Consider the following 21,299-nt stretch of genomic DNA (forward strand, 5'->3'; position numbering starts at 1 on the left):
CAAATATCCGAAGACATCAAATGGCAAGCGCTCTACAACTCTTCATCTGGGCATTTCAAAAACCGAGCAATTGGCCAAGACTCGAATAAAGATCGTGACTTAGGGTCCATTCGTTTTAACGCAAGCCTTGCGTTTCTCCTTTCGCCTATGAGGGCACTGCAGGCAGCCGATACGGCCGCATCATCACGAAAGCGTTCCCCCAGTTCGGCCAACTCATCCTTCTCGCTTCCGGTCAATTTGCGTTCGTGCGCAACAGCTTGCCAGTAATTAATTCGGTTATCCGCACTGTCGTTGAATTCAAGAGCTGCTTTTGCCGCAAGGATAGCGACTGATAGAAGCTTCTGCCCAGCCCGAGCTCCAGCGTCGTATGCTTGGAGCATGCTAACAATTCCGCCAGCCATTGCTTCGTCGAACTGTTCAGTTGGATGGATGCCAGCAAGCTTCTTTTCAAAAGACCTCGCATCGAAATTGACAATGCTCATATAGTCTTCTACAGAAAAGAGAAGAAGTGGCGGCATCTCGATCGCGCCTTCACCCGTTTCTTTTTTACTGAAGCAGAACATGAAGGGAACAGAATCGGAGAAGAGATCGTACAAGCGATACCGGCCCCTCGACTCTTTAATTGCCAGAAGTCGGATGGTTGCCCCTTGTATATTTACATCGACGAGTCCCGCTTCTAGCATAGAATCTCCCACGGTCGAAAGCGAAACAGGCTCTCCATCGAGTAACGCAAGCGCTAGCGAGCTGAGGTCGGACAATTCCTTATCAGACAGAGTTGAAGGATCCCAATCCTGCTCGACATGGAGAACGTCGAGGATCCTCGAGATGCGCTCCGCATGGTCCGTAATCTTCGCAATCCTATCCACGTCTGAAGGTTCGAACTCAAAGCTGCCGAACGAAAACGCTCTATTGCCAACCTTCATCGTCCCGGTTCTGATTAAGGCAAGCACAAATCGACCGGAAAGGACTCGCTCGCGAAAACCGCCCGTATAGTCGAAGCGGATGAGTCGCTGCCCATTAGACTCTTTGACGGCAAAGCTGATCGAAACCTTTCCAATATTCAGAGTGTTGAACTCTGCCGTCATGGTAGTAGAAACGGGCATTTCGGAGGCAAAATCTCCAGAGGTCACATGTTCGGTTCGGGAGATTGACAACGAAGCGAGCGACTCGAAAATCGCAACGGCCTTGCGCCCGTCCTGCATTGTTGCGTAAAGATAGCCCCCATTCGAAAAATCGTCAAAAGTTAAGCCGGCGTTTCCTCGTCTGGGCACTTTTGGCATCTTTAGACTTTTGATTTTTTTGACAGTCAACCAGTATAGGGATTATCTCGCTTCCTCGAGCTGCGGAAACTCGCGTCGGCCATGAACAAATGGCGGAGCACCCTTTCCACTTTGGGCCACTTCTCGTCGTCGCGCTTGACCCTGAAGAGGTAGGCGTACCAGTTGAGGTACGACTGGAGGTACTTGAGGTCCATGCCCACGTAGCCGCGCAGGTAGCGCCTCACCCACGAGCAGAGGTTGTTGACCATGGCCATGTGCTCAAGGTACTCCGGGTCCCTGGTGTCGGCCTTGCAGGGCCGGTCGATGCCCCGCACCGCCTCGACCAGCGACCTGTGGGACTTCTCCATGTCGTGGAAGATCTCCGAGCCCTCGGCGATGTGCGGGAGCAGGGCCTCCTTTATGCGCTTCGCGGACGGCTTGCCGTGCCCGCACCTGACGGCGACAACGTTCTTGCGCGCGTCGATCGCCACGGCGATGCAGATCTTGTTCTTGCTGAGGCCCTTCTTCGGCCTCCACCCGGGGTCACCCTTGAGGTCGGAGTCAGTGACGTACATCTCGTCGATCCACACCTTGCCCCCCAGCACGATCCGGTCCTGGTAGCCGTCCACGGTGGCCATGACCCGGTGGCGCCACTCCCAGGCCGTCTGGTGGGAGATGCCGCAGAGCTCGGCGCAGGCGTCGAGCTGCACGTTGAAGCACATGAGGCGTATGAAGACCACCCACCTCCAGAGCGCCCTCTTCGCGTTCTCGAAGACGGTCCCAGTGAGCGAGTTGAACTTCCGGCCGCACCGGCCGCACGACCAGGCGCGGTGGCCCGCGGGCGTGGAGCCGTCGGAGGCGCAGCCCTCGTACGAGCACGACGGGCACCTCGGCCTCGGCCTCCACTTCCGCGCCGCCTCGTCGTAGGTCCCGGCGCCGACGAGCTCGCGGCACCTCCTGGTCTCGACGGCATCCACCAGAAGGGCGAAGTCCGCGTCGGAAAGCGCGTCGACCCCGCCCGAGAAGGGGTTCGGGCTCTTCATTTGGCGTTGTCCCATCCGCGCAGGCGCCCATCCGGCCGGGACGTCGCCAAACATAGGGCCAGATGGGCACCCGCGCAAATCTACGTTTGGCAGCGTGATTGTACCACCCTGCCGCGGCGGCTAGATGAGCACGCCCTCATCCCTACACTGGTTGACTGTCGGACTTTCTTTTTTGCGCCAGCAGGATAAACCTCGATATACCCATCTATTGCTGTCGTCTTGTCGTTTTCGTAGACCTCATATTTAATGTCTTCGACTTGGGTCAATTTGTCCCTTACGGCATTATTGCCTACCTGTTCAATGCGTGTACTATCGAAGTTCAAACCGTCTCCTAACAAACCAATGAAAACCGGCTATGCTTCAGAGTCCTTGCTGAAAGCGTCGTGTGGTCTTGCACCTCAAACGATTTTCCTAAATCCTGTCCCCGAATCGATTAACCCCTGCATCCATCCGTCGTTTTGGGGTCGACGAGTTCCCGGAACTGCTTCGTCAAAAGCACCGCCAAATCCGCGTCTGTCGGATCAGCGACAATTGTTATACGAAAGACGGAGTCCGGCGCCAGAACGCGGCTCTGAAGCACAGCCCCTCCCGCCCGAAAAGCATCATGCGGATGCCTTTGCCTTCGGCGGTTTTCCAATTATTTGCCCAAAATTCGCCCAAATGCAAAGGGGCGAATTTTCTCAATATGGTCGCGCCAAGCATGCGAACTGGGGAAACATCGCATCATTCGTCCCGGCAGAACCGTACGGTCGCTGGGTTGCTGGACCGAAGACAGCTCGAATCAGCGCCTCTCATCCCTTGCGAGGGAGCCTGCCGCATTCCGGGACTTCCGCCATCGCGGCGCGCAGCTTGGCGAGCGAAACATGGCACTGGCCCGTCTTCTGGCGCTTGCCCACCAGACTCCATGCGATGTCGCCGGGGCCGTTGTAGACCTCCTCGAAGCTGCCGTCGCGGTTGATCTTGAGCACGATCAGGTATTCCGGGCGTTCGCCTATCGCGATCCTGTCGCCCTGCGTCGCCTTTATCTGGACAAGCTTCCCGTCCTGCGCTCTCGCATCGTGGACGGGGTGGGACGCCTCGAAGAGCTCGAGGCCGTACTCCTCTGCGGCGATGACCTCGCCGATGCTGCCCACCATGTGGCCGTCGGGCGTGAAGTGCCGCCCGGGGTACATCTCCTCCAGCTCTCGCGTGATCTCGTATATCTTGCGAATCTTCTCGGCTATTTCCGACATCTAATTCTCCAGATCGATCATTTCTTGACCAGGCTTCGATGCTTCATCCTTCTGTCCTTCGCCCCTCCATTGGCTCAGTCTTGCGAACACTTCCATTCGAAGGGCCAGTCAGTAGGCTGGGGCTTCTCATGCAAAGGAGGAAGCATCTTCACTATCTCCAGTGTTTCCATCGAGACAGTCACGACGCGTTTGACGAGATCGACGATGTATCTCGAATCGTCGGAATAATCGTTCGGGTCGTTCACGATGCCAGACGCCTTGTCGGTTCTCACCTGATACCTGTCAATCAGCCATTCGATGGCGGAACGACCATTCACGACATAGTCGTAAGCGCGCTCGGGAATGTTCTTCAGAGTCAATTTTTCGGATACATGGATAATCGTTCTGTCGACGCCCTTGGGATTCTCCTCGGTTTTCTTGCATTTGCCGAAACGCATCTTGATGGTGCGTCCAGGGTTTTCAGAATCCCCCTCCTCGATGATATCTGCCCAGGGTTCAGCCGACTCGTAGTTCAAGTGGAGGTTCGCAAGGGCCCGCCCCGATCTGGAAAAAACATCGAAATCTCTGGCAAGCGGAATACGCGGCAACTCCTTTTTCAGGTTGAACTCAAACCTCTTCCGGTATTCGGGGGAGTGCAGAATGCCGTAAACGTAGTAGAAGATGTCTTCTTTTGAGAGCTCTTCCCCTCCATCCTTTTTATAACGGCCAAGAAAAACATGAGGATAAGCTTTCCTGAAGACATCAAGCGCCGTATCAGTGATGGACTCATGCTTTACATATCTTCCCGTAGAATTTGTACCGAATATTCCACCGACTGCCTTTTCTTCTTCGTACCAGTAAAGAGGAAAAACATCCCCTTTTACTACCGTATCGTAATTGGTACAAATATCAGTAACGAACGAGGAGAAGTTAGCGCTTATCCCCGTAACGCAAATGACCACATTGGGTGCTCCGTTTTTAGGGAACAGCTTTGGCTGCTGGTACATGCTCCAAGACATATCGGGATCCGCATAGAACCATTGCTTGCAGAACGGCCTGTACATGGAGAGCATTAGATTCGAAGCGTCATAAGCAATGGTTTTGCCCTGGGATGCGAACTTGTAATGCTTCTGATTCCATTTTATCTTTGTCGGATCTTTATCTACGAAATCCTCCACCTTCTCGCCGTTCCCTTCTCTCTGATAGCGAAGAGACTCCGAATTGAAGTTATCGATCATCTTTCGGCAATTTTCGAGGCACTTATTCCGAGAGAAGCTGTATACCCAGGCATCCCGAGTGGTCATCGATCCAGAAGAAAACATCTCAAATATTCCAAGCGGTGGCTTGGCCTTGTTAATTGCAATCGGCGCGAATCCATACCACGAATCATCCCTCTGATCCAGCCAGTCACCATGCTTATCGGGCCGGATATCCTCCCACTCGAGGTTTCCCGATACGGCGGCGTCGGCAACGATTCTCAGCTTTTCATCGCGAGAAAGGTAATCTCCTATATCATGATAGTGAATTCTTCCCTCATGGCTCGTGCCAGCATGGCGAACCAACAAAGTTATTGCTACAGGAGTACGCGACCCTGATCCAAAAACCTTGCCGCCCTCTCGACGAGATTCCTCTCCTTGGGTTCGCTGGTTCCCGCGAAGATCGAACACGTAAATATCGTCGAATTCTTCGGCGATGCATTCTCTCATCCCGGTCATTGCGGCTCCGCGAAGCCATCCCGCATTGGAGACAAAGCACACAACACCCTGGTCTCCTATGCGATCGCTCGCCCAGCGGAAGGCACGCACGTACGAATCATAAAGACCACGCTTGAGGGATTTTCCTCCTGTTCTTGCGACATAAGTCGACCTGATTTTTTGATCGAGAGATGGATACCTTTCGTTCTCGTTCGTGTCATTCGCGTCTGTCTGACCAGCTGAGTAAGGGGGATTTGCAACGATGACCCGAATCGGCAGGTCGTTCTGCCTCACAACGCGCTCGGAGTTCTGAGTGAACACCCTGGTGTCGAGGGTGTCGCCTTCCTCTGTCATTTGGAACGTGTCGGTGAGCACGCCGCCCTCGAAGGGGACGTACTCGCCTCCCATGCGCTCGTGGTAGGCGTACTCGATGTTGATCGTCATGATGTAGTACGCCAGGAGGAGGATCTCGTTGCTGTGCATCTCGCAGCGGTACTTGTGCCCGAGCTTGTCGTCGGGGATCAGGTCGCTCTCGATGAGGTGCGCCATGAACGAGCCCGTGCCCGCGAAGGGGTCGAGCACGTGCACCCCGTCGTCCGCCAGGGACTTGCCGAACTCCCGCCTCAGGACGCGGTCGGTCTCGCGGAGGATGTAGTCGATGATCTCCGTGGGCGTGTAGACGACGCCCATCTTCTCCGATGTCCCCCTGAACGCCACTCGGAAGAACTGCTCGTAAAGGTCGCGGATGAGCTGCTGGCGCGCGGCGTCCGTGCGCACCATCGCGGCGCGCCTCCGCACGCTCGCATAGACGTCGTCGAGGACGGCGGCGTCCGACGCCTCCTCTATACGGTAACTTGAAAGAACTTCCAGGAACCTGTCGATCGCGATCGAGACGGGGTTTGAGCTCGCGAACTCGAAATCGCCGAACAGTGCGTCGAACACGGGCATGGTGATCATGTGCTGGGCGATCATCTCGATGGCGTCCTGCTCCTCGATGCCCGGGTTGAGCGAATCCCTGAGGCCTTCGAGGAAGATGACGAACTTGGACCGGACCTCCTCGTTGGAGGCGACCAGCTCGCCGATGCGCTCTATGTGGCGCTTCGCTATCCTCGCAACGTCCTCAGCCCATTCGTCCCAGTAGATGCGCGTGCCGCACTTCTTGACGAGGGTCGTCGTGATGGCCTTCTCCCACCTTTCGACTGGGAAGAAGGAGAGCTTGAGCTGCACGCTCTCGGCGATTTCGGCGGCGCGCCTCTCTTCGCGCTCCTTGTTCGACGGGAGCCCGTCGTCCCAGCCCTTGTGGCGGTCGGCGCCGAGGTCGATTTTGTTCTTGCGGGCGCTCTGCTCGAGGGCGAGTGCGTTGACCTTGGCCTCGATTCGCTCGTCGTGGCTTCGCAGGGCCTGCAGCACGCTCCAGACGTTCGCAAACACCTTGCTGTCATCGAGCGCCTCCTCGGGCGTCATGCCGGCGGGGACGAAAATGGGGAGGATGATGTAGCCGAAGTCCTTCCCCTCGGCGCGGCGCATGACGCGGCCGACCGCCTGCACGATGTCGACCGTGGAGTTCTTGGCGTTGAAGAAGATCACCGCGTCGAGGCTGGGCACGTCGATGCCCTCCGCGAGGCAGCGCGCGTTGGTGAGTATCCTGCACTCGCCTTCGGGGACATCGCCGCCGAGCCAGGCGAGCTTTCGGTTCCTGTCGGTGGAGTTCATGCTGCCGTCGACGTGGTCGAGCACGCATCTGAGCCCGAAGTCCTCTCCGCCGGCCTGGGCGTACCTGTCGACGATGCGCGAGAACGCCTCGCAGATGGTCTTGGAGGAGTCGATCGTCGAGCAGAACCCCACCGCTCGGTGCAGGGGCTCAATACCCTTCCCGGGCTCCGAGTTCATGTCGTCGACGACCAGCATGTCGCCTATCCCCGTGGCGTCCTCGGGGGCGTTCTCGCCGTGCTCGGCGAGGCCCTTCCAGCAGCCGATGATCTTGCCGACATCGTCGGCGTCCAGCGAGTACGCGTCGACGCCGTTGTCGTCGGTCTCCGGCATGCGCCCGCGCAGCGCGTCCTCCTCGACTGCCAGCACCACTACTTTGTAGTCGGTAAGGAGCTTCTTCTCGACCGCCTCGCCGAACTTGATCTGGTAGGCGACGGGGCCGTACAGAGATTCGTCGTCCATCGAGGCGATGGTGAAGTCGTCCTCCGCGCCTTTCCTCTTGGCGGTCTCGCCGTAGATGCGCGGAGTCGCCGTCATGTAGAGGCGCTTCTTCGCCTGCACGTTCTCGTCGTAGTGGACCTTCATGAAGGCAGAGGCGTCCTTCTTAGACACGCCCGGAAGCGCGCTGCCGGTGGTGCGGTGGGCCTCGTCGCAGACGATGAGGTCGAACTCTGGCAGGCCCATCTCCTGGGCCTGGTGGATGACGTCGATCGACTGGTACGTCGAGAACACGACCACGAGGCCGTCCGGGTTCCTCCTGCGGCTCGCCGCGTAGTGCTCCATCAGGCGTTTGGGGTCCGTGGTGGCGGGGTACTCGAAGCTGGCGAGCGTCATGGGGATGGCGTCCTCCTGGCGAGACGCCTTGGAGTCGGAGCACACCACCAAGGGCGACAGCTTCGCGCGCGACTGGGAGAGCCATTCGCGCATCGACTGCCCGACGAGGGAAATCGAGGGAGCGCAGAACAGGACGAGCCCGCTACCCTTCAGGTAGTCCTCGGCGAGGCGCAGCGACATGAGGGTCTTTCCCGTGCCGCAGGCCATGATCGCCTTGCACCTGTCGTTCTCGGCGAACGCGGACTCGATCCCCTCGATCGCCTCCCGCTGGTGCGGACGCGGATCGTAGGTCTCCCGCTCGATGCTCTCGACGCCGTAGACGAACGGCGACCAGTCGAGACGCGACGCCTCCATCTTCGCCGTGTCGACCAGCATCGCGCCCGTGTTCTCTATCTGCTTCTCGAGATGCTTGCCCGGCCCCTTCGCCGACGTCATGACCATGTACTGGCTTATCGAGGGATCCCCGAGCGCACGGGCGAAGAAGGAGTCGCAGATCCCCTTCGGAAGCGTCTTCTCACCGTCGTAGCACTTGCACTGGATCGCCCACCATTCGCCGTTGGCCCCGTCCAGGGCAACGAGGTCGATCCCCGTGTCCTGGGTGTCGTGGATCGGGCAGTCCTGCCACTTGAGTGCCTGCTCTATCGTGCCGACCTTGTCGAACTTCTGGGACCAGTAGGGGTCGTTCCGGAGGAACCACACGCATGCGGCCTCGTATTTGGCGCCCTTCTCCCTTTCAGAGACGGACGAGTTGACAATGGGGTCCAGTGCATCAAAAACCGACTGCATGTTGCTCCTTTATTGATTTCTCCGACACCCGGCCAAGCGCCTCTCCACGGATGAGGGCGATTACCTGACCCGGCTCTTCCAGGCTTCGTATTCCGCTTCGCCTATCTCGCCCTCGTCGAGCCGGCGCTTCATCTCGGCCCATTTCTCGATGGCTGCCGCCATCTTCGGGGCATGCTCGGCCGTGCGGTCGACGCCCAGCGTGCCGTCAGGCCTGGGGGTCAGCCCGCAGGCGTCCTCGAGGCGGAAGAGCACCTCCAGGGCGTCGCGGACGCTTTCGACCTCGATCTCCCTCAGGGCCTGGACGTCGATGCCGACCGCCGCGGCGATGCGCTCTACGACCTCGGGATTGGGCTTCCTCTTCCCGAGCTCGTAGAGCCTTATCGACGCCTCCGAAACCCCGAGCGCCTTCGCGACCTCCGCCTGCGTCATGCCCGCCGCCTCGCGCGCCGCCCTTATCCTTTTCCCTACGCTCAACCAGACCGCTCCTCGCTCCATGCAGGCACCCGCACGGCACTTCGGGTGGAAACCCGGATCGATGCCCGACGCGTCCTCATGGGAAGCGCCGCCCACGGCGCCGAATAGCCCAATATTCTCGCTCTAGATTATAAGCCCCCGTCGCGGACCTCGCCACACGGGTCCGCCGCACGCCCCGTCCGCAGGCGGACGCCCCATCTCTCCGGGAGGGCCGACCCCCTTCCGGACGCACGCCCCTCGCGCGCCTTCGGACGCTCGAGTAACGCACGGAACCCGAGCGCGCACGCAAGGGCCGCGGCGCTTTTCGGAAATTCTTCCCTGAAGACGCCCTTGCGAAAGACGGGAAGATTTTCCGAAAACCGGCATCGGGAGACGATCAGCCAGGCCGATTCCGCTTCCCCCCTTGCATGGCGTCGGAACCCGGGCGCCCTTCGCGCCGCAAGGCGCTGGGCAAGGGGCCCAGCCCGGAACCGAAAGGGGTCAGCCATGACAGAGAAGATTCAGGAACGCGCCATCGAGGCAGCCGCCAAGTTCGTGGACCGCCGGGGCTACGAGGTGCTCGACAAGGCCTGGTCCGCCGAAGAGGGGATCTCGGTCGACCTGGTCGCCAGGGACGGGGACGCGATCGTGTTCATCGACGTCGCCGCCCGCGAGGGCATCGACAAGGGCCTCCCCGAAGAGGACCCCGCCGGCTGCCGCCAGCGCATGGAGATCGCGGCGGCGAGGTGGCTGGCGGAGCACGCCGAGGAGCTCGCGGACATCACCGTCCGGTTCGACCTGATTGCCCTGATGGTCATCGACGACAAGCGCGCCCTGCTGAGGCACCACATCAACGCCCTCGGATGCGGGGAGTTCGCCGATTCGGCCGATTAAGCCCCTTTCGGGCCGACATCGGATCAGCCCCCGGGGGTCGGCCCCCGGGGGCGCATATACGGAAGGCCTCAGCCGAGCAGCAGGCGGCTCCAGAACTCCCTTGCGCCGGGACCCGAGGATGCGAGCATCTCGAACATGCGCCGCCGCATCTCGGGGGGCATCGAATCGAAGTCCTCGCGCATCGCGCGCTCCACCTCCTCGGTGCTCGAGCGCATGCCCTCGATTATCTCGGCCTTCTCATCCAGACTGTAGCCCTCCGGATCGGACAGGGCTAGGTCCGCCCGGAAATAGGCAACCTCGTGGTCTTCCCGCAGCCGGCGATATTCCTCTTCGCTAAGCATTGGACCCCCTATCCGAAAGCTTGTGCCCCATTGTACGGATTCGAATTTATGGAAGCGCCGATGCGATTGGCAAAGCGTGCAAACCGACCGATTAGCGTGTCGGCTCTCTGCCTATGCTCGAAGATAGCGATTCGAACCATCCGCTCTGCCGAATTAAGCAGAAACTATCCAACCCTGTCGAAAACGAGCACACCAAGAGCAAGGTCAAGAATCGCTACGACGATGAGCACGTCAGTCGACGTTGCCCCCATCATGGCCATCAGCGAGGGAATCCCGGCAAACACAAAAGCCGGCAACTCGTAGCCAATTAGCTCTTCTTGCCTGAAGAACGACCTCGCAGCATCGAAGGCACAGCACATCGCCATCCCGACGAGCGTCAACGGAGCGAGAAGGAGGAGGATTCCCGCATTGTTGGCATCCGAAACCACTGAAGCCCCAATGCCCATCGGCCCCAAAAGAAGCATCACGATGACGAGAACGAGAATCTGAGCAGATAACGCCACGATGAAGCCGGGAAGGGAGCCGAGCACGAAAATGGTCCTGGTTCTGAAAGGAAGATTGTCCCTGATCGTCCTGATCCGCAAATCGTCAGCGAAAGGTCTCGAGATCTCCCGCACCGATCTCGCCGATTTCTGGAGAACGAACAGCCATAGGATCAGAAAAACCGGATTGGGACCGGATGATACCGCAAAGGCCCCGAATGGAGCGACTACCGCTCCAGCCGCAACAAGCAAGGGCCATCCTTCCCTCTGTCTCGCAACAGACAGCGCCGCGCGAGAGAAAATCGCAGCTGCCCCCTCCGACTGAGGAAGAGCGAAAATCGGCCTTCTTCTGACGACCTTCGCACGGCGTCTTTCTTCCTTGATAGCATCCGTTCCGAATGTCGCGGCGATAGACAGAGATGTAAACATATCGTGCCTCGTCCCGTACGAGAGCGACGTTTCCTGGGCGATCTCCGACGAGTCGGCCCTCCGCCCCAGAAGAAGGACGAGCACCGACTCCGCGACGATGAGGATGCACAGAGAGGGACCGAGCCAACACGAGAAAGGTCCCGCCAGAAAACCAGGTGCCGACGTCATGGATAGAAACGTGAGCGAAATCGCGATAAGCGCTACGAGCCCCTTTGCAACCCATCTCCGCCACCCCCGGTCGAGCAGGAGAGAAGCGCACGAAGACGACCCCCTCCTAGGGCTGGCGCGACGGACGCGGGCTGCCCCTATCGCCCAGGGAGCGCCGGCAACCGATCCGAACATTGACGCGAAGACCACGGCGGAAACAACAAGGGAGACGCTCGAACCGGCCGCTCCCGCGGCGACGCCGAAAGCCACGCCAGCGAAAGCCCCCACAATCAAAGCACGAGCCAAGGAGGCAGCGAAACCCGATAGCAAAACAAGGCCGAGATCGACTCTGCTTGTCACAAGGTAGGCGATGTCCGCGTTGGAAAACGAGAAGGGGCCCCGATCAAGCGCCCTTACGCCCAAAACGCAGAACGCAAGCGAAGCGGCAGCAAGAACCGCCCTAAGCGTGAGCTCCGCCGCCTCGGGTGGCATGAGCGAAAAAACACTTTCAATTTGAGCCAATGCCATCACCCAGATGAGCGCGAGCGCTACGGCTACAACGAGAAGGGCATAAACCTGGTACGCCCTGTCCATGAAGGTCTTATCTCGGAAAGGGTTCGACCCCGTCAGAGCGAACGCCCTGGATGTCCAACTTCGCGCTCGCCTCATTTGGAGTTTTGCGATGAGAAAGGCGTCGCTAGCCAACCGCCCCTCCCATCTTGCCGCATGCCGCCCCCATCCCCAGAATGAGGTCGGGATCGATTCCGGGCACCTCGTGATGGCAACTCACCACTGCTGCCATCCCTCCATCGAGATACTCTTTGAGAAGAGCACTGAGAACCCCCCTTGCGCTGGGATCGAGAGGCCCGTACGGTTCGTCGAGAAGAAGCACTTTTGGCCTAGAAGCCAGCGCGAGCACTACTGCCAGCTTCAGCTTCATTCCTCTCGAGTATGTCGCGGGGATCCTGTCCCCGTAAGCCGACAGCCCAAGCATATGCATAAGGCGAGGGGATGGATCCTCCTCTCGAGGAACCCTGTTCGCCTGGCGCACGAACGCCAAGTGCTCGTTGGCGGTCATGTCGTCGTAGAAGACGGGCGTGTCTGGAACGAAGGCCACGTCTCCGCGCATCGCCCGATCGGATGGGTCGAACGACTTTCCGTCAAGGAGAACCACGCCGTCGGCAGGACGCGCCCAACCGGCAAGACAGCGCAGGAGAGTCGACTTCCCCGACCCGTTCTCGCCTACGAGGAAGGCGATCTCGCCAGGAAAGATTTCAAAGCTCGTTCCAGAAAACACATTCGTAGAGCCATACGAATACGAAAGGTCCTCTACGGTCAGCAAAGGATGCTCCGCCGCTCCATGCCTAGAGACAGCGCATGCGGGAAATAAAGAATTGCACAATCGCAAACTCCTTCAGGATACGTTGGAGTCCGACATATATCAAAAGTATATCATCGCGGGTCTTCGCTCCGGTGAAAGCGGATGATGGACGATGGGCACCTTCAGCGAATTGACCATACGAAATGAAACAGCACCCCGTCCTGCTTTGAAAGCATTGCGGCACTAGCTCATCCCGTCGAAACGATCGCTATGCCCGTGCTCCGTTTAGTGTTCGGCGTTCGATTACACAGTACAGTTTCGTACTGTTATGTGCTAAACTGTGGATACAGTACAGTTTCGTACGGTTATTGAAAGCTACCCGAAAGGCCGGAGATGAAGACGATAGCCATAAGCAACTACAAAGGGGGCGTCGGCAAGACCACGACCGCGGTGAACCTGGCGTCCGTGTTCGCGTCGAAAGGCCGGCGCGTGCTCCTCGTCGACCTCGACCCGCAGGCGTCGGCGACCGACTACTTCGGCCTCTACGGCCGGGCGGAAGAGGAGAGGCGGAGCACCATCGAGCTGCTCTACGGGCACGCCCCCGTCGCGGACCTCGCCTTCGGGACGGGCGTCGAGGGTCTGTCGGTGATCCCCTCGATCATCGACCTGGTCGACCAGAACGAGCTCCTGCTCCACGAGCAGACGCTCAAGTTCGCGCTCGCCGACGCGGCGGGCGACTACGACATCGCCATCATCGACTGCTCGCCGATGATGAAGCGGCTGGCGGTCAACGCCTACATCGCCGCCTCCGCGGGGGGCATCGTGGTGATCCCGGTCAAGCTCGACGGCTCGGTCATGAGGGGGACCGCCCTCACGGTCAACGCCATGAGGCGGGTCAGCGGCGCGTTGCGGCTCCCTACCCCCAACTTCAGGATCCTGCGGACGTGCGTCCCCGGGCGCCAGACGCGAAGCAACGCGACGGGCACCGAGGTCCTCGACAGGTTCTTCGCCGACAGGCAGTTCGAGACGAGCATCCACTCCTCGACCAAGGTCGGCGAAGGCTCCTGGGTCTGGAAGCCGGTCGTCGACTACGCCCCGTCGAGCAGGCCCGCGCAGGACTACCTCGCCCTCGCCGAGGAGGTGGACCGTGAGCTCTCCTAAAGACGCCGCGAAGGCTTTCACCATCGCAGGGCTCCTCGACGAGAGCGCCGCCACCAGGAGGCGCTTCCCCATAGAGGAGATAGAGGTCTCGGCCATCGAAGACCATCCCGGAAACGCCGTCTACTCGATGGACGAGGAGGCCATCGGGAGGCTTGCCGAGTCCATACGCAAGGACGGGCTCACGGACATACCGCTCGTCAGGAAGCTTCCCGACGGAGGGTTCCAGATGATCTCCGGGCACCGCCGCAAGGCCGCCTACAGGCTCCTAGCCGAGGACGACGAAAGCTTCGCGAGGATGCCGTGCAGAATCGTCGAAGGCGTCACGGACGAGCAGGCGACCACGCTCCTCCACGCGGCGAACTACTTCACGAGGGAGCTCTCCGTCACGGAGCGCGCCGCCGCGACGCGGGCGCTCGGGGAGGAGGTCGAGAGCATGAGGAGGAGCGACCCGGGCCTTTCCGGCATGCGCACCGAGGACATCAAGGCGGAGATCATAAGCGCCCAGACGGGCAGGAAGGTCTCCGGCAAGTCGATCCGGCGACAGGAGGCGCTGGCGTCGATGATCGAGAACGACCTCTCCACCGGCTGGAGGAGCCTCGCCGACGAGGGGAGGCTCTCGAGCGAGGCGGTGAGGATGCTCTCGAAGGTGCCGCGGAAAGAGCAGATGCGCCTCCACGTCCGATGGACCGAGGAGGGCGGATACGGCAAGCGCGACACCACGGACTTCATCCGGAGGAGCACCTCGAAAGGCACCGACGCGGACGACCGGCTGCGCCGGGCGGACAGGGAGATCCAGAAGTTCCTCTCCAGGCACCGAACGCCCCTCCCGCAGGCCGACCGGGGCATGATCGAGGCCATCGCCAGGCATGCCGAGGAGCTGGGAAGGCTCCTCTAGGCGTTCGGCAGGGGCTCGCGGCGAAAGAGGGCGCCTCCTCGATCGGCCGTGAGCCCCGGGTTTAGCAAGTAGCCCATGGAAGGGATACAAATCCCTTCCAATGGTTTCCCGTGGATACAGACCCACGGCAAGCGCCGGCCTCCTCCCTTCGCATCGCGAACGGGTCGGAGAACCGGCTCGGTCGCCCAGCCTGCCGGGGCAAGCCCGACAGACCCGGCTCCCTCGTCGCGGGGGAGGCCCCGCTGGCCCCTAAGCGAAAGGCTTCGCCCATGAGCAAGAAGAACCCCAAGACCGCGGACTTCCACATCCGCATGACCCCGGAAGAGCGGGCCCACATCGACGAGATCGCCGAGAAATGCGGCCTCACGAGGTCCGACCTCATCCGCCTTTTGGCGCAGCTTCCCGCCAGCGAGATCCACGGGTCTAACGTCCGCCTGGTCGTCGTCGACGGCAAGGAGATATCGCGCATCCACAAGGAGATGCGCCGGTTCGGCACGAACCTGAACCAGGCGACGCATGCGCTCAACTCCATCTCTTACTACTTGCGGCACGGAAAGCTCCGGTACGAGTACCTGGACATCGCCCTCCCGGAGATCCGCGAGAAGCTGGATGCCGTGAACGCCCGGCAGGAAAAGCTGTGCGAGGAGATGTCACGGCTCGAGACCGCGATGTTCGCGAGGTGGTGAGGATGCCGGTGCTGAAGCCCATATCGGGACACGGAAGCTGCGTCCCGGTCCAAAGGTACCTCGAGAAGAACGGGCGCGCGCTCGCGCGCGACTTCTTCAATTTCTCCGAGGTGCCGGACGCGGACCTCATGCGCGAGCCCGAATTCGGGAAGCCCTTCGATTGGGCGGCGGAAATGGACGCCTTCAGAGCCGAATGCGGCAACGACGATCCATGGAACGGGAAGAGGGCCCGCACCTTCAAGCATTTCGTGCTGTCCCCCTCCCCGGAAGACGAAGTGAGCCTCGATGAGCTCAGGGAGCTGGCGCACGCATGGGCGCTCCGGTTCTTCCCCGAGCACCACATCGCAATCATCTACCACGACGACAACGAAAACCGCATCCCCCATGCGCACATCGTCGTGAACAACACGAACGTGGTCACAGGCAGGAGGATGCATACCGACAACCCCCTCGATCTCAACCGGGCGCTCCAGGAGATGGCGGCCGAGCGGGGACTCAGGGCGCTCAGCAACGAAAGGCCCGAACCCAGCACGGGCTTCCAGCGACTCGCGGCAAACAAGGGCGAGCCCAGAGCGAAAGCGCGCACCCTGCAGGAGACCTACCGCAGCCGAGCCGAGCGAAGGGCCGAGGCGGCGGGCGGCTACTCGTGGGTGGCGGACATCAGGAACAGGGTGGGCATCGCGAAGGGCCTTGCCAGAAACGAGCAGGAGTTCCGCAGCATCCTCGTGATGATGGGAGTCGGGATCGAGGACAACTCCCCCCGCGCGCGCAGGCAGGACTGGATCTTCTCGCTCGCCGACGCGTCCGCCCGCCGCGTATCGGGAGAGCGCCTGGGCGCATCCTTCGGCAAGGCCGCGCTGGAGAGGCGGCTCCTCGGAGCGAGGGCAGAGCACCTGCCGGACGCATCCTCGCGGGAGTTCCTGCGCCTCGCCAGGAAGGCAGTAGAGCTCAAGGACCTCGACGAGCTGGATTCGCTCTCCAATGCGTTAGAGGTCTGCAGCAAATGGCGCATCATGTCCCTCGACGCTGCCGACAGCGCGATCGCGGCGCAACGAGGCAGGCTGCGAAACGGAGTCCCCGCCAGCCAGGAAACCCGCATCCGGAAGGACATCGAGGCCCTGGAGCATGCGAGGGACTTCCTGAAGGAGAGAAAGGCGCTCCCGCTCCACGACGTCACCCGAAGGGACGGTCGCGTCAGCGGCAAAGGAGGCTGGGCAGGCGAGCCATCGGGCTCCGAGCGGAGCGCCCCGCAACGCGAGCAGCCGCGCGAAAGGCGGGAAGGGCGCCAGCGATGAAGGTAGTCATCACATACGACAACGGGAGGGTCGACGTCTTCGACGACGGGCGGTTCACCGCCGCGCAGCCCTTCGGAAGCAACGCGATGCTCGCGAACTACGAGCTGAGGTTCGACCGTCTGGGGCAGACGGGCTTGTGGCTTTGCATCCATCATTACGACATCTCCCCGGGAGCGGCGCAGCTCGATTCCCAGGAGGGGACGCCCAGAGCCTCAAGGAGCCGAGGATGGCGGTTCCTGCTCGCGGAGAAGGAAGAGGTTTCGCATGTGGTCCAAATAAAGGCCGACGAAAGAGAGCTCGCGTTCCGCGTGGGAGGAGAGCTCGTGGACGCGGCGAAGTTCAAGCAGATGGTCGACCTGTGCATCAGCGACGCCTCTCAGAAGAGCAAGGCGCAGTGCGCCGTCGAGCTCTTCGGCATCCTGTCCCGCATGCCCGGCGCTTCGGTGGCGGCACCCGAAGAGATCTGCTCGAGATTCGGTTTCGGACTCGGAGCGTACGACGAGGCGCTGGCTCTAAGCGCCTCGTCCCCCGGCTCCTTTGGAGAGCGGCATCCCGGTAATGAAGACGGAGCCCAGGACGAAGGGTGCGAATGGATGGAAGGATTAGACGATGAGGTTCTTGGTTAAAGCGACGATCGGATTCTTCGCCTGGCTGTTCCGAGCCGTGTTCAGGTTCATGTAGGGGGGGCAAGATAGTGATGAAGCTTAAAATGTTCAAGAGCAAGATACGTATGCTTTTCAGCGATAGGAGGAAGGCTGCTGTCATCACGGGATGCGCGACGGTCATTCTCGTGGTCGCGCTGTGCTTCGCACCTTCCGACACGAACCAGCCGAGTTCGGCCCTTGACGGCAATGCTAACGGTGCTCCCAGTATTGCCGACAGCAGAAGCTCGGTATTTGAAGCCAATAGTAAAGAGGCGAACCCCAGCAGCAGCTCCAATAGTTCCAAGGCGACAGGCATGGGCAATCCGGCGCCTGAGACCCAAAACAACGCAACCAATTCCAATGCAACTACCCCTCCGAACAACGGAAAGGGCATTTCGAGCAACGAGGAAGCAGGCGATAGGCAATCAGGCCCCGCGAAGGAGCCCTCCACTTCCTCGCAGCCAGGCAACCCTCAAAAAAACTTGGGTCGAGGATACTGAAAAGGTTTGGGTCGTTGACAAAGCCGCATGGACCGAAACGATTCCCGTTTACGAGAACGTCGAAAGATCGATCTGCAACGTCTGCGGCGCCGACATCACGGGAAGCACGTCGGCGCACAACAAGCAGCACATGCTCGCCGGAGAGGGATCCGGCTATCACAGCGAAGTCCGGCAGGTAAAGGTCGGGGAAGAAACCATCGAGCACCCCGAGGAAGGGCATTGGGAAACCCTCGTTGTCGGAGGCCACTGGGAAAACGAGTAGCCATCCTCCCCCGCCAATCAAAGCAACAGAAGAAGAGCCAAAAAGGCCTTTAGGGCCTCTTGGCTCAAGCCCTCAAACAATACTTCCTTGTTTTACGGCGAATCACAATAAAGAGTTCAGTTTCGAGAAAAGGTTCTCGAACCTCTCCAGGGTCTCGTCCGATAGATCAATTTCCGCCGACCTTCTTGCAAACTCGCGAGCGGGAAGGTAGTGATTAAAGGCCCCTCCATTCATGTCTTTCAGCTGGATCATTATGGGCCGATCGCTCTTAATATCGCTTATGCTGACGTTCTTGTCGAACGCGGCGTTATACAAAAGGAGATATTCTTCCGGCTCAAACATGTCTTCGACATCAGCGTAGCTCGTGTTGCGAACGTCGGAGTAGTAGACGATATTCTTATCCCTGATGATCTTTTCACGCACGAGATCGTCGATACGCTGCTTGGACTTCTTGTCCACGAACGAGTCGAGAAGGCACACAATCTGAAGCTTCGAGCCCCTCATAAGAGAAATGAAAGTCGCAACCTTGTCCGCACCGCCCGTCGGAACGATGGTTGCCTCCTCCGACAACCCCGTCCTGCCTCGCTTCAGAAGCTCTGCGGACATAGTCTCCAAATACACCAAATCCGAGATTCCCTCGACCAGCAGGTTCTTTTTGTTGATGAACAGATTCTGGGCGACCGAATACCCAAGCGCGGCTTGCAGCGGGAAAAGCGTATCCGGATCCTTCTCTTGCAAGGAATCGGATATCCTGCTTCCCTGCCTCTCGACCTCGACCACAGTACGAATCTTCTCGAGGTGCTCCGAATCGACCATGAACGGAGAATGGGTTGTATATATGATCTGGTGGTCCTCGGAGAGGTCGTCTATGAACCTGAGAAGATCGCCTTGAGCCAGAGCGTGCAGATTCAATCCCGGTTCGTCCAGGAGGAGGATGTACTGCCTGTTCCTATCCTCCTGCATGGCCTTGAACCATACCAAAAAGGAGAAGAACCAATTGAATCCTTTGCTGCGCTTATCAAGGGGAAGAGACACCCTGTTCCACTTGTTTTTTACGCGGATATCCAAGACCCTCTTGACTATTCGATGGTTGCGGCCATCGTCACTCTCGACTTTATCGACATCGAACTCGATTTCAAGATTCTGATTGGAGCCCCAATACTCGAACAATGTGTCGGATATGTCGATGCTGGTCGCTTCCAACTCGGATTTGAACTCCTCGAAGTCATCCGCGGCGCTCAAGATGTCCAAATCCGCCCCGGAAAGATCGATGAGCGCTTTCGCCGTCTTGAGCGACGGATCGCTCAAGGATGCGTTCTTTAATTTGGATAGGTCGACCCTCCCAGGAAGCTGGTAGTACTCATCGTAATAGATGAACACGGGTAAGTTCGGTTCCAAGAAATCTTTCCAAATGGCATATTTGACCGGATCTTCCCATTTTGATTCCCCAGAAACGGGCAGCATCTCCCTTAGGGATTCAAAAATGGTCTTATCATCCTCCCCAAGGTCATACTCCGATAAAACGGAATCAAGCTGGCTACGGGCTTTAATGCTGAGAAGTCTTTCCTCGGGAATACCCTCCTCCGCCATCTTGTTCAAGGCTTCTTTTACCTTCGACGCCCACGACTTTGAAAACAACGAGTTAATCCCAATGAGAGTTTTTCCATCATAATATGTGCTACATGTGAAATCCGTGCCCTCCAAAGAAATGCCCATTTCAATCTCAATTTGAGACTTTAGCCCTTCGGAAATCTCATATCTAAGAGTCACCGCATCTTCGGGCTCATCGCCCCTTTTGTATTTATTGTATCTTGCACGCGGATAATCTTTCAGGGCTTCGAACTTGAACTCGGGATCGCCCTCGTCGAAATAATGACACTTCGCAATTGCCTCGAGCGCCGTGGTCTTGCCTGATTCATTCATACCAACGAGCACGGTCACATCCGGCTCGACATCAAACGATTGGTCGTTTTCGATGCACTTGTAGTTATGGATTACAACACCGGAAAGCCTGATCATTGCATCATTCGGCATCAACATCATCTCCGTCCAAGCTCCTGCGCGCCTTCTACTCAGCGACCCTGTGAGGCAAAGCCCAAAACCGCAAAACGAATACAGTCTAGCTAAAGGCCAATTACGCCTTTTTCGGAACGAAAGATAAATCGAGTTCGAATCCAATATCAACGAATCTCGATTGATCGCTCGAGAAGAAATCTCTTCACCTTCACCAGCAGAAGCTCAAGAGGCGAATGCAGCTGCGCTATCCTGGTTTTCAAATCTCGTGATTATTATACCGCTCGCCCTTCTAGCAGCCCCAAGACCGCATGAGAGCAAATCACCCCCAAGCTAAAGATAAAACCCAAACATAACTCAGAAGCGGCAGTCCCCAACATGCGCAGAAGCATGCCTAGGAAAATGAGGGGCCTTTAATCGCTTATTGAAGCGAAATACGTCGGGCGTGCTATTTCTCGATGAGCCTACTTGCGAGCTTAAAAACCTGGAGAACCTCTTTCGATGACAAATCCCATGTCGCAAGTTCCGCAGCAACCAGCGCGCCATGCTTTTTGCTTATATCTCGCAAGGCATTACCAACCGATTTTCATTGGGGTTTTTGTCCTGCAGCCATAAATCGATCACTGGAAGAGACTTTTCAAATCCGTTTCTTCTACAGTATTCATCAAATGCTTTTGCTAAGACCTCTTGAACTCTCCAGTTCTCGTCTTTGGAAACGTTCTGGAGCATAAAGTTGAGGATATCTTTATCGTCCGCTAAGTGCCCGAACAGAAAGACGCCATACATTCTCAGCTGATAGACATCAGATCGATAGGCTGAAAAAGCCAGTTCTTTCGCGCGGGAACTGTCGTTGGCCTCAAAGTCGATCTTGGCTTTCTGTTCCTCGACCTTGAAACCGTTCGTAATTTGCGCTAGTTCAATTTCTAGCTGCTTAATATACTGGCTCATCTGCTCAGCCTCCCTCATAAAGCCCGGCGTGTTAAAATCTATCTGAGAGTATTTGCTCCTGCCACAGCCACCGCAAACCTGTAAGCCAATTGATCAAAATGGTCAATCGGTATTGCCAGCCCTGTCTCTTAACCCGCAATCAAGCTAGAACATCGCCGCTTCAGAAGCCTAACTTATGGCAAGCATGCTCAAATCGACCAATTTTTCGTGCTCCGCTACTCGCCCTCGCCCAATGACCCCACCCTAAGGCAGCACCACGCAAGGATCGCGTTGCACATAAGGAACATCCCG

At 58.6% G+C, this 21,299-nt stretch carries 17 protein-coding genes; 7 read left to right on the plus strand and 10 right to left on the minus strand.

What is annotated here, in order from left to right; translation table 11 throughout:
• Positions 1-32 precede the first annotated feature (32 nt).
• The 5 genes from ABGT83_RS09270 to ABGT83_RS09290 form a co-directional block, all read right to left on the minus strand.
• Complete coding sequence (locus ABGT83_RS09270; RefSeq protein WP_346687194.1) at positions 33-1,280, minus strand: hypothetical protein; 1,248 nt, start codon at positions 1,278-1,280, stop codon at positions 33-35.
• 26 nt (positions 1,281-1,306) lie between these two features.
• Positions 1,307-2,302, minus strand: coding sequence for an IS1595 family transposase (locus ABGT83_RS09275; protein ID WP_346685558.1), 996 nt, complete (start codon positions 2,300-2,302; stop codon positions 1,307-1,309).
• 791 nt (positions 2,303-3,093) lie between these two features.
• On the minus strand, positions 3,094-3,534 hold the full coding sequence (locus ABGT83_RS09280) for a DUF6998 domain-containing protein (RefSeq protein ID WP_346687196.1): 441 nt from the start codon (positions 3,532-3,534) through the stop codon (positions 3,094-3,096).
• Positions 3,535-3,608: 74 nt separating this feature from the next.
• Positions 3,609-8,537, minus strand: coding sequence for a DEAD/DEAH box helicase (locus ABGT83_RS09285; RefSeq protein WP_346687198.1), 4,929 nt, complete (start codon positions 8,535-8,537; stop codon positions 3,609-3,611).
• Between the two features lie 60 nt (positions 8,538-8,597).
• The gene (locus tag ABGT83_RS09290; protein ID WP_346687199.1) at positions 8,598-9,011 is read right to left on the minus strand and encodes a helix-turn-helix transcriptional regulator; all 414 of its coding nucleotides are present in this window, start codon (positions 9,009-9,011) and stop codon (positions 8,598-8,600) included.
• Between the two features lie 486 nt (positions 9,012-9,497).
• Between ABGT83_RS09290 and ABGT83_RS09295 the strand changes: the two genes are divergently transcribed.
• On the plus strand, positions 9,498-9,884 hold the full coding sequence (locus ABGT83_RS09295; protein ID WP_103265865.1) for a YraN family protein: 387 nt from the start codon (positions 9,498-9,500) through the stop codon (positions 9,882-9,884).
• Between the two features lie 68 nt (positions 9,885-9,952).
• On the opposite strand, the gene ABGT83_RS09300 is transcribed toward ABGT83_RS09295, so the two are convergent.
• The 3 genes from ABGT83_RS09300 to ABGT83_RS09310 all read right to left on the minus strand — a co-directional run bounded on the left by ABGT83_RS09300 (position 9,953) and on the right by ABGT83_RS09310 (position 12,625).
• Positions 9,953-10,225 carry a hypothetical protein gene (locus ABGT83_RS09300; protein WP_346687201.1) on the minus strand — a complete coding sequence of 91 codons (273 nt, stop codon included), beginning with the start codon at positions 10,223-10,225 and terminating at the stop codon, positions 9,953-9,955.
• Between the two features lie 164 nt (positions 10,226-10,389).
• Positions 10,390-11,877, minus strand: coding sequence for a hypothetical protein (locus ABGT83_RS09305; RefSeq protein ID WP_346687202.1), 1,488 nt, complete (start codon positions 11,875-11,877; stop codon positions 10,390-10,392).
• Between the two features lie 103 nt (positions 11,878-11,980).
• Complete coding sequence (locus ABGT83_RS09310) at positions 11,981-12,625, minus strand: ABC transporter ATP-binding protein (protein ID WP_346687204.1); 645 nt, start codon at positions 12,623-12,625, stop codon at positions 11,981-11,983.
• Between the two features lie 372 nt (positions 12,626-12,997).
• Between ABGT83_RS09310 and ABGT83_RS09315 the strand changes: the two genes are divergently transcribed.
• The 6 genes from ABGT83_RS09315 (at position 12,998) to ABGT83_RS09340 (ending at position 18,047) form a co-directional block, all read left to right on the plus strand.
• On the plus strand, positions 12,998-13,765 hold the full coding sequence (locus ABGT83_RS09315) for a ParA family protein (RefSeq protein ID WP_346687206.1): 768 nt from the start codon (positions 12,998-13,000) through the stop codon (positions 13,763-13,765).
• Positions 13,752-14,660 carry a ParB/RepB/Spo0J family partition protein gene (locus tag ABGT83_RS09320; RefSeq protein WP_346687208.1) on the plus strand — a complete coding sequence of 303 codons (909 nt, stop codon included), beginning with the start codon at positions 13,752-13,754 and terminating at the stop codon, positions 14,658-14,660. The genes ABGT83_RS09315 and ABGT83_RS09320 overlap by 14 nt, the downstream gene beginning before the upstream one ends.
• Positions 14,661-14,929: 269 nt before the next feature.
• Positions 14,930-15,346 carry a plasmid mobilization protein gene (locus ABGT83_RS09325; RefSeq protein WP_346687210.1) on the plus strand — a complete coding sequence of 139 codons (417 nt, stop codon included), beginning with the start codon at positions 14,930-14,932 and terminating at the stop codon, positions 15,344-15,346.
• A gap of 2 nt (positions 15,347-15,348) precedes the next feature.
• Positions 15,349-16,641, plus strand: a complete 1,293-nt coding sequence (locus tag ABGT83_RS09330; protein WP_346687212.1) for a relaxase/mobilization nuclease domain-containing protein — start codon at positions 15,349-15,351, stop codon at positions 16,639-16,641.
• Positions 16,638-17,267, plus strand: a complete 630-nt coding sequence (locus tag ABGT83_RS09335; protein WP_346687214.1) for a hypothetical protein — start codon at positions 16,638-16,640, stop codon at positions 17,265-17,267. Before ABGT83_RS09330 ends, ABGT83_RS09335 begins: the two co-directional genes overlap by 4 nt.
• 378 nt (positions 17,268-17,645) lie before the next feature.
• Positions 17,646-18,047 (plus strand): hypothetical protein, encoded by a 402-nt coding sequence (locus ABGT83_RS09340; protein WP_346687216.1) that lies wholly within the window; start codon positions 17,646-17,648, stop codon positions 18,045-18,047.
• A 102-nt stretch (positions 18,048-18,149) separates the two neighbouring features.
• On the opposite strand, the gene ABGT83_RS09345 is transcribed toward ABGT83_RS09340, so the two are convergent.
• The gene (locus ABGT83_RS09345) at positions 18,150-20,081 is read right to left on the minus strand and encodes an AAA family ATPase (RefSeq protein ID WP_346687218.1); all 1,932 of its coding nucleotides are present in this window, start codon (positions 20,079-20,081) and stop codon (positions 18,150-18,152) included.
• 534 nt (positions 20,082-20,615) lie between these two features.
• Complete coding sequence (locus ABGT83_RS09350) at positions 20,616-21,008, minus strand: hypothetical protein (protein ID WP_346687220.1); 393 nt, start codon at positions 21,006-21,008, stop codon at positions 20,616-20,618.
• Between the last annotated feature and the right edge of the window lie 291 nt (positions 21,009-21,299).

The organism is Enteroscipio rubneri (assembly GCF_963929405.1).
Taxonomy (GTDB): Bacteria; Actinomycetota; Coriobacteriia; order Coriobacteriales; family Eggerthellaceae; genus Enteroscipio; species Enteroscipio rubneri.

What these genes read in the sequence shown, in the direction of transcription:
- ABGT83_RS09270 (WP_346687194.1), bottom strand. Translation starts at nt 1,280, where the DNA reads ATGCCAAAAGTGCCCAGACGAGGAAACGCCGGCTTAACTTTTGACGAT.
- ABGT83_RS09325 (WP_346687210.1), top strand. Translation starts at nt 14,930, where the DNA reads ATGAGCAAGAAGAACCCCAAGACCGCGGACTTCCACATCCGCATGACC.
- ABGT83_RS09285 (WP_346687198.1), bottom strand. Translation starts at nt 8,537, where the DNA reads ATGCAGTCGGTTTTTGATGCACTGGACCCCATTGTCAACTCGTCCGTC.
- ABGT83_RS09345 (WP_346687218.1), bottom strand. Translation starts at nt 20,081, where the DNA reads ATGCCGAATGATGCAATGATCAGGCTTTCCGGTGTTGTAATCCATAAC.
- ABGT83_RS09280 (WP_346687196.1), bottom strand. Translation starts at nt 3,534, where the DNA reads ATGTCGGAAATAGCCGAGAAGATTCGCAAGATATACGAGATCACGCGA.
- ABGT83_RS09300 (WP_346687201.1), bottom strand. Translation starts at nt 10,225, where the DNA reads ATGCTTAGCGAAGAGGAATATCGCCGGCTGCGGGAAGACCACGAGGTT.
- ABGT83_RS09350 (WP_346687220.1), bottom strand. Translation starts at nt 21,008, where the DNA reads ATGAGCCAGTATATTAAGCAGCTAGAAATTGAACTAGCGCAAATTACG.
- ABGT83_RS09295 (WP_103265865.1), top strand. Translation starts at nt 9,498, where the DNA reads ATGACAGAGAAGATTCAGGAACGCGCCATCGAGGCAGCCGCCAAGTTC.
- ABGT83_RS09275 (WP_346685558.1), bottom strand. Translation starts at nt 2,302, where the DNA reads ATGAAGAGCCCGAACCCCTTCTCGGGCGGGGTCGACGCGCTTTCCGAC.
- ABGT83_RS09315 (WP_346687206.1), top strand. Translation starts at nt 12,998, where the DNA reads ATGAAGACGATAGCCATAAGCAACTACAAAGGGGGCGTCGGCAAGACC.
- ABGT83_RS09340 (WP_346687216.1), top strand. Translation starts at nt 17,646, where the DNA reads ATGCAACTACCCCTCCGAACAACGGAAAGGGCATTTCGAGCAACGAGG.
- ABGT83_RS09330 (WP_346687212.1), top strand. Translation starts at nt 15,349, where the DNA reads ATGCCGGTGCTGAAGCCCATATCGGGACACGGAAGCTGCGTCCCGGTC.
- ABGT83_RS09335 (WP_346687214.1), top strand. Translation starts at nt 16,638, where the DNA reads ATGAAGGTAGTCATCACATACGACAACGGGAGGGTCGACGTCTTCGAC.
- ABGT83_RS09305 (WP_346687202.1), bottom strand. Translation starts at nt 11,877, where the DNA reads ATGGACAGGGCGTACCAGGTTTATGCCCTTCTCGTTGTAGCCGTAGCG.